At 53.0% G+C, this 7,112-nt stretch carries 4 protein-coding genes; 1 reads left to right on the top strand and 3 read right to left on the bottom strand.

Annotated features, from left to right (window positions below; translation table 11 throughout):
* Positions 1 to 141: 141 nt before the first annotated feature.
* From BEA93_RS19960 to glsA, 3 genes are all read right to left on the bottom strand, one after another.
* A complete protein-coding gene (locus BEA93_RS19960) occupies positions 142 to 1,497 on the bottom strand; it encodes a TolC family outer membrane protein (RefSeq protein WP_016263006.1) in 1,356 nt (451 codons plus the stop codon).
* Between the two features lie 342 nt (positions 1,498 to 1,839).
* Positions 1,840 to 3,132 (bottom strand): APC family permease, encoded by a 1,293-nt coding sequence (locus BEA93_RS19955; protein ID WP_000982141.1) that lies wholly within the window; start codon positions 3,130 to 3,132, stop codon positions 1,840 to 1,842.
* A gap of 2 nt (positions 3,133 to 3,134) precedes the next feature.
* Positions 3,135 to 4,067: a glutaminase A gene (gene glsA / locus BEA93_RS19950; RefSeq protein WP_001278189.1), complete on the bottom strand. Its 933-nt coding sequence runs from the start codon at positions 4,065 to 4,067 to the stop codon at positions 3,135 to 3,137.
* A 261-nt stretch (positions 4,068 to 4,328) separates the two neighbouring features.
* Between glsA and copA the strand changes: the two genes are divergently transcribed.
* Positions 4,329 to 6,830: a copper-exporting P-type ATPase CopA gene (gene copA, locus BEA93_RS19945; protein ID WP_105225023.1), complete on the top strand. Its 2,502-nt coding sequence runs from the start codon at positions 4,329 to 4,331 to the stop codon at positions 6,828 to 6,830.
* The last annotated feature ends 282 nt before the right edge of the window (positions 6,831 to 7,112 follow it).

Below are 7,112 nucleotides of genomic sequence, written 5' to 3'. Positions count from 1 at the left end.
AGACAAAGGGTTACTCTAAACAATTCAAGTTGCAGAAAGGTGGCAAGCGAGAGGATACACAGCCGCAATTCATGCTAACCTGAAGCATGACGAGTAAAATCACTTAATAACGATGTAGCCCTACTATTAATAATGGCAGGATTATTTCAAGTCGGGTAAGTCGTTGTATAAGCCTTGTTTAATTCCCGCTAATGGAATCAGGTTATTAACCGCAGCGGCATAATTAACTGCTGCGACCCAACCATCATAATTGGCATTTATTTCAGCCGATTGCGCCTGAAAGACATCTTGCTCGACGGTTAATAGATCATTCAGACTGCGTTTGCCTAATTTATATTCATTTTGGTACACATCTCGCGTTTTGTGCGCGCTTTCGGATTGCGCTAAACCTGCTTCTTCACGACCCCGTGCACCGGTCCAGTTGGCATACGCCACCGACGCCCGTTGCAGCACATCCAGTTTTGCCTGTTCGACCTGCGAGGCAGAGATTTTTTGTTGCCCTTCGGCTTGTTGCACCTGAGCAGAAACCGCGCCACCCTGATACAGCGGCGCATTGACGTTCAACTGTAACTGGTCGTCCCAGTACGAACGGTCACTGGTCTGGTAGCGCGTTTTGCCCCCCTGAATACTGAGCGTGGGCCAGTATTGCGCTTTGGTTTTTTCTACCCCGTACTGAGCCGACTGGCGTAAGTTTTCTGCCGCCAGCACCAGTGGGATGGACTGATAATCGATATTTTTTAGCGATACTGGCTGTTCGGCTAATTCGCCTGGCGGCGCGGCTATCGCCTCCGGCTGTACGCCGGTCAGCACCGCCAGTTGTGCTTTGGCGCTGGCCATCTGTGCCTGATATTGCTCCAGCGTCGAGCGCATTCCGGCAATACGCGTCTGGGCCTGTAATTCATCAGAAGATGAGTTCAGCCCGGCATTGGCGCGCAGTGCCGCCATGTTATAGACATTTTCCAGCGAGTGAATATTGCGTTGCGCCGCGTCACACAAAGCCTGATAACGGCTAACTTCCATATAGGCGGTCGCCGTTTTCTCTGCGACATCGGTCAGGGTGGCCATTAATTTAAAGCGGTAGCTATCACGAGCGGCAGTTTGCAGTTTGATATTGTTGTTAGTTTTACCAAAGTCATACACCAGTTGCGTCAGGGTTATGCCATAAGAAACGTTGTTATCCAGCCTGCCGCTGGAGTCAGTTTGTCGCGACGGGCCTGCGTTGCCGGTTAAACCCACGTGCGGATACCAGGCACTTTTGGCTTCATCGATTTGCGCTTCGCCAATACCTATCTGCGCCGCCTGTTGGGTGACGTCAGGGTTGCGGGCAAATGCGCGTAATATACTTTCCTGTAAGGATAAACTGGCAACCGGCGTAACCGCAGGGGCATTAGCCCATTGTGGTAACGGTGCAGCAAGCGCGTCTCCTCCCATCACAATAAAACTTATTAAAAATATCAGACCTTTATTTTTACGGTTTTTTAATTGTAATCGCGCCATAGGTAAGTCACTTCCTTCCAGGTCATTATTTTAACTGATCTTTATAACCAGCATCATTTTATTTAAGAAGGGTAATAACTTGCGCATCTCTTTCGTTTTTACTTCCCCCTTTAAAAGAAATGCAGTTGAAAAGCTTATACGTCATTTATTAAGAATACACTACGACTTTTAGATTACCATCATCCTTGTTAAGAATAATCCATACCAGGAAGTGATAGAAATCACAGTTTTATCGTCTATATATCTTTTTTTTGTGAATTATTTATTAAAGGCATAAGAAAGGAGATTAATTTAAGGATAAAAATAAAAGCGCAGTACAGAAAGCACCGCGCACAGAAAAGTTTATACCGTTTTATTCCGTTTCATTACCATTGCCACAATAAGGCTTAGTAATAGTGCGCCAATAATCCACATCAGCGCACTGCTGCCCTGTGACCACAGACTGTAAATAAACCCAATGATCACCAACAACATAACCAGCGTGCCAACAACAAGGATCGGTAACGAGGCGTGAATATCATGACGCAGGCGGATAGCGACCATAAACACCGCCAGGTAGCAGATCAAAAAAGTGGCACTGGCGACGCTGGCGAGCGAGCCTAAATTCAGCGCCGCCGTCATCAGCATAATCAACACCACTACGATGATGTTTCCCCAGGTACTCTGCCGCCACAGGGATTTATTCATTAATTTCGGCAGTTCGCGCTCGCTGCCCATATTGTCCATGATGTTAAACACGGCAAACAGGTTGGCGTTGATGGCTGAGGCCGTCGCCAGTAAAGCGCCGATGACCACAATCACATAACCCACATGTCCGAGCAACGGAGAAGCGGCTTGCGCTACGGCGGTATCGGCATATTTTTCTAACTCTAATGCCGAAACATCGCTAAGTAGCACCAGCGCCAGCGCAATGTAGAGTAGCGTGGTAACGCCAATCGCCACCAGAAACGCCCGTGGCATAATGACCGCCGGATCTTTCACTTTATCCGCTGCGTTTGCCATCATGCCAAAGCCCGCATAAGCAAGGAAGGTTATCCCAATACAGGAGAAGAACGCGCCGGAGCTGGGTGGTGCAGAGACAGAAATGTGCGCTGGTTGTAGCGACCAGACGCCTGCGACGATCAACAACAACAGGATCATCATTTTGATGCCGACGAGGATCACTTCCAGCCGCCCTACCGCATGATTGCTTAAGGAGTTAAATAGTGTCATCAGCGCAATGATCGCCAGTGCGTACAGCAAAATAAGATGCTCATCCTGGCTGCCTTCATGCAAAAACTGCACGGCATAAGCGCCAAAGGCACGAGCCACCATCGCGATACTCACCGCCAGCGTCATCAGGTACAGTAACGATAGAGCCAGCGAAAAGACGCCATTACCTAATCCCCGACGAAAGAAGTCAATAATCCCGCCGTTACTGGGGTAACTCGCCCCAAGCCGCGCGTAGGCATAACCGGAAAACATCGCCACAATACCGCCAAAGGCAAAGGCGACCCAGGTCGAGGCTTCCATTAACAACGCGGCCTGCCCCAGCAGGGCAAAGATCCCCGCCCCCACCATCGCCCCAATGCCGATGGAAACGACATTCCATAGCCCGAGGGGTTTGTTATCGTTATCACCTTCCGTGTTCATCATGATCAGCCCTTAAACACGTTATAGCCGAGTTGTTTAGCGACCGATGCCACCATTTTTTGTCCGCGAACACTGTTGCCTTCTTCATCCAGCGGTGGCGAGAACGCGGCAATACCCATCACGCCAGGTACGACCGCCAGAATACCGCCGCCAACGCCGCTTTTTCCGGGCAACCCCACGCGATACGCCCAGTCACCGGAGCGACCATACAGTCCTTCCATCATCATTTCGGCCAGGATGTACGGTACATTATCGGCCTGAAGAATACGTTTTTGGCTTAGCGGATTAACACCGCCCGCCGCCAGCGTCGCGCCAAGCGTCGCCAGTTCAACGGTATTGATAAGCGTGGAGCACTGACGGGTGTACACGTCGCAGGCTTCCATCGCATCGCAATAGAGGTATCCGGAGGAATACAGTAGCCAGGCAATTGCGCGATTGTGGAAGTTGGTGGTCTGCTCTGACTGATTCACTTCATCAGAGAGCGCCACCTGCTCCCCAGCCAGTTGTTGTTGGATGTGTAAAATCCGCTGCCAGCGTTGCTCGGCATTGTCGGCTTTGATCAGACTGGTAGTGGCGATAGCACCTGCATTCACCAGTGGCGACAACGGTTTGCCGCCATGAAGTTCTAAGGCGATGACTGAATTAAAAGGCAATCCGGTCGGGTCAGCGCCAATTTTGTCCTGAACCGCCTGCGAGCCGACATCTTCCAGCGCGAGGGCTAACGTACAGACTTTCGAGATGGATTCCAGCGCAAAGCGGTAATCACTGTCACCCGCGCGATAGACGCTACCATCGCAAGTCACAATAGCCACTGCCGCCAGTTGGCTGGGGACATTCGCCAGAAAGGGAATGTAATCGGCATTTTGTCCGCCGCTCAGTGAATGATATTGGGTATATGCCTGGTCCACTGCCTGCTGTAAATTTTTTGCATCTGACATCTTTTGTTAACTCCTTTTTATAGATGCGGGAGGTTATTCCTCACCCCGATGCCAATTTTCAGGCATCCTGATTTAACTTAGCACCCGCAAATTAACTACAGGAAAACAAAGAGATAATTGTCTGATTCTGATGGAAATTGAGCCAATTTTTTAATCTTCACTGACTTTTATCCTGGTGATTAATTAATTTCTTGACCTTCCCCTTGCTGGAAGGTTTACCCTTTATCTCAGTCAGTCAACACTGTCTTAAAGGAGTGAATTATGTCTCAAACAATCGACCTGACCCTGGACGGCTTGTCCTGCGGTCACTGCGTTAAACGCGTAAAAGAGAGTCTTGAGCAGCGCCCGGACGTTGAGCAGGCGGACGTGTCTATCACTGAAGCGCACGTTACCGGTACTGCCAGCGCAGAACAGCTTATCGAAACTATCAAGCAAGCGGGTTATGACGCATCAGTAAGCCACCCAAAGGCTAAACCGCTGGCGGAGTCATCAATCCCGTCGGAAGCACTGACAGCGGTTCCTGATGAGCTTCCGGCAGCGACCGCCGAAGACGATAGTCAGCAGTTGCTGCTGAGCGGCATGAGCTGCGCCAGTTGTGTCACCCGGGTGCAGAACGCGCTGCAAAGCGTACCGGGCGTCACCCAGGCACGGGTAAACCTGGCGGAGCGCACTGCGCTGGTGATGGGCAGTGCCTCCCCACAAGATTTAGTGCAGGCGGTGGAAAAAGCGGGCTACGGCGCAGAGGCGATTGAAGATGATGCTAAACGCCGCGAGCGCCAGCAGGAAACCGCCGTCGCGACTATGAAACGCTTCCGCTGGCAGGCGATTGTCGCCCTGGCGGTGGGTATCCCGGTGATGGTCTGGGGGATGATTGGCGAGAACATGATGGTCACTGCCGACAACCGCAACCTGTGGTTGGTTATCGGCCTGATTACGCTGGCGGTGATGGTTTTCGCGGGTGGGCATTTTTACCGCAGCGCATGGAAAAGCCTGCTGAACGGCGCGGCGACGATGGATACGCTGGTAGCGCTGGGTACAGGCGTGGCGTGGCTCTATTCGATGAGCGTCAACCTGTGGCCGCAGTGGTTCCCGATGGAAGCGCGACATCTTTATTACGAAGCCAGCGCGATGATTATCGGTCTGATTAATCTCGGCCATATGCTGGAAGCGCGCGCACGTCAGCGCTCTTCTAAAGCGCTGGAGAAATTACTCGATTTAACCCCGCCCACGGCACGACTGGTCACCGAAGATGGTGAAAAAAGTGTGCCGCTGGCTGAAGTGCAGCCAGGTATGTTGCTGCGCCTGACGACCGGTGATCGTGTGCCGGTAGATGGTGAGATTACCCAGGGCGAAGCGTGGCTGGATGAAGCAATGCTGACGGGTGAACCTATTCCGCAGCAAAAAGGCGAAGGCGATAGTGTCCATGCCGGGACGGTGGTGCAGGACGGCAGCGTGCTGTTTCGCGCCAGTGCGGTTGGCAGCCATACTACCTTGTCGCGGATTATTCGCATGGTGCGCCAGGCCCAGAGCAGTAAGCCGGAAATCGGCCAACTGGCGGATAAAATCTCTGCCGTGTTTGTGCCGGTAGTGGTGGTGATTGCGCTGATCAGTGCGGCAATCTGGTATTTCTTTGGTCCGGCACCGCAAATTGTTTATACCCTGGTGATTGCCACCACGGTGCTGATTATCGCCTGCCCGTGTGCGCTGGGGCTGGCAACGCCGATGTCGATTATTTCTGGTGTCGGCCGCGCAGCAGAGTTCGGTGTTCTGGTGCGTGACGCCGACGCACTGCAACGTGCCAGTACGCTGGATACCGTAGTTTTCGATAAAACCGGGACGCTGACCGAAGGGAAGCCGCAGGTTGTCACTGTGAAAACCTTTGCTGATGTTGACGAAGCGCAGGCGCTGCGTCTGGCGGCGGCACTGGAACAAGGTTCCAGCCACCCACTGGCGCGGGCAATCCTCGATAAAGCAGGCGATATGCAACTGCCACAAGTCAACGGCTTCCGCACATTGCGCGGGCTGGGCGTGAGCGGTGAAGCAGAAGGCCATGCGCTGCTGTTGGGGAATCAGGCGCTGTTAAATGATCAGCAAGTAGATACGAAAGCTATCGAAGCGGAGATTACCGCCCAGGCATCGCAAGGATCAACGCCAGTGCTGCTGGCGGTTGACGGTAAAGCGGTAGCCCTGCTGGCAGTACGCGATCCATTACGTAGTGATAGCGTGGCGGCGCTGCAACGGCTGCATAAAGCGGGATATCGTCTGGTGATGTTGACCGGGGATAACCCAGCGACCGCCAATGCGATCGCCAAAGAAGCGGGGATTGATGAAGTGATTGCGGGTGTATTGCCGGATGGTAAAGCCGAAGCGATTAAACGTCTGCAAAGCGAGGGGCGTCAGGTCGCAATGGTGGGTGACGGTATTAATGACGCGCCAGCACTGGCCCAGGCGGATGTCGGTATTGCAATGGGCGGTGGGAGTGATGTTGCGATTGAAACCGCAGCGATTACTCTGATGCGCCATAGTCTGATGGGCGTTGCCGATGCGCTCGCCATCTCCCGCGCAACGCTGCGTAATATGAAGCAGAATCTGCTTGGTGCGTTTATCTATAACAGCATTGGGATCCCCGTCGCCGCCGGTATTTTATGGCCGTTCACCGGAACCTTGCTTAACCCGGTGGTTGCCGGGGCAGCCATGGCACTCTCGTCGATTACCGTGGTGAGCAACGCCAACCGGTTGCTGCGGTTTAAACCGAAAGAGTAAGTACGTCATTGCCGGATGCGCTGCTTCAGGGCGGCGCATTTGGCATTAACGCACGACTGCCGGATGCGGCGTGAACGCCTTATCCGGCCTACGGTTCGGGCACAAGTTTGTAGGCCTGATAAGACGCGACAGCGTCGCATCAGGCAATAGTGCTCAGGTGCCGGATGCGGCATGAACGCCTTATCCGGCCTACGGTTCGGGCACTAGTTTGTAGGCCTGATAAGACGCGTCAGCGTCGCATCAGGCAATAGTGCTCAGGTGCCGGATGCGGCGTGAACGCCT

Origin of the sequence: Escherichia sp. MOD1-EC5950 (assembly GCF_002965345.1) — a bacterium.
GTDB classification, from domain to species: domain Bacteria; phylum Pseudomonadota; class Gammaproteobacteria; order Enterobacterales; family Enterobacteriaceae; genus Escherichia; species Escherichia marmotae.
This window is presented reverse-complemented; position numbering and strand designations above follow the sequence as displayed.

Excerpts from the sequence above, each read along its gene's own strand:
- BEA93_RS19960 (WP_016263006.1), bottom strand. The coding sequence starts at position 1,497 with ATGGCGCGATTACAATTAAAAAACCGTAAAAATAAAGGTCTGATATTT.
- BEA93_RS19955 (WP_000982141.1), bottom strand. The coding sequence starts at position 3,132 with ATGATGAACACGGAAGGTGATAACGATAACAAACCCCTCGGGCTATGG.
- glsA (WP_001278189.1), bottom strand. The coding sequence starts at position 4,067 with ATGTCAGATGCAAAAAATTTACAGCAGGCAGTGGACCAGGCATATACC.
- copA (WP_105225023.1), top strand. The coding sequence starts at position 4,329 with ATGTCTCAAACAATCGACCTGACCCTGGACGGCTTGTCCTGCGGTCAC.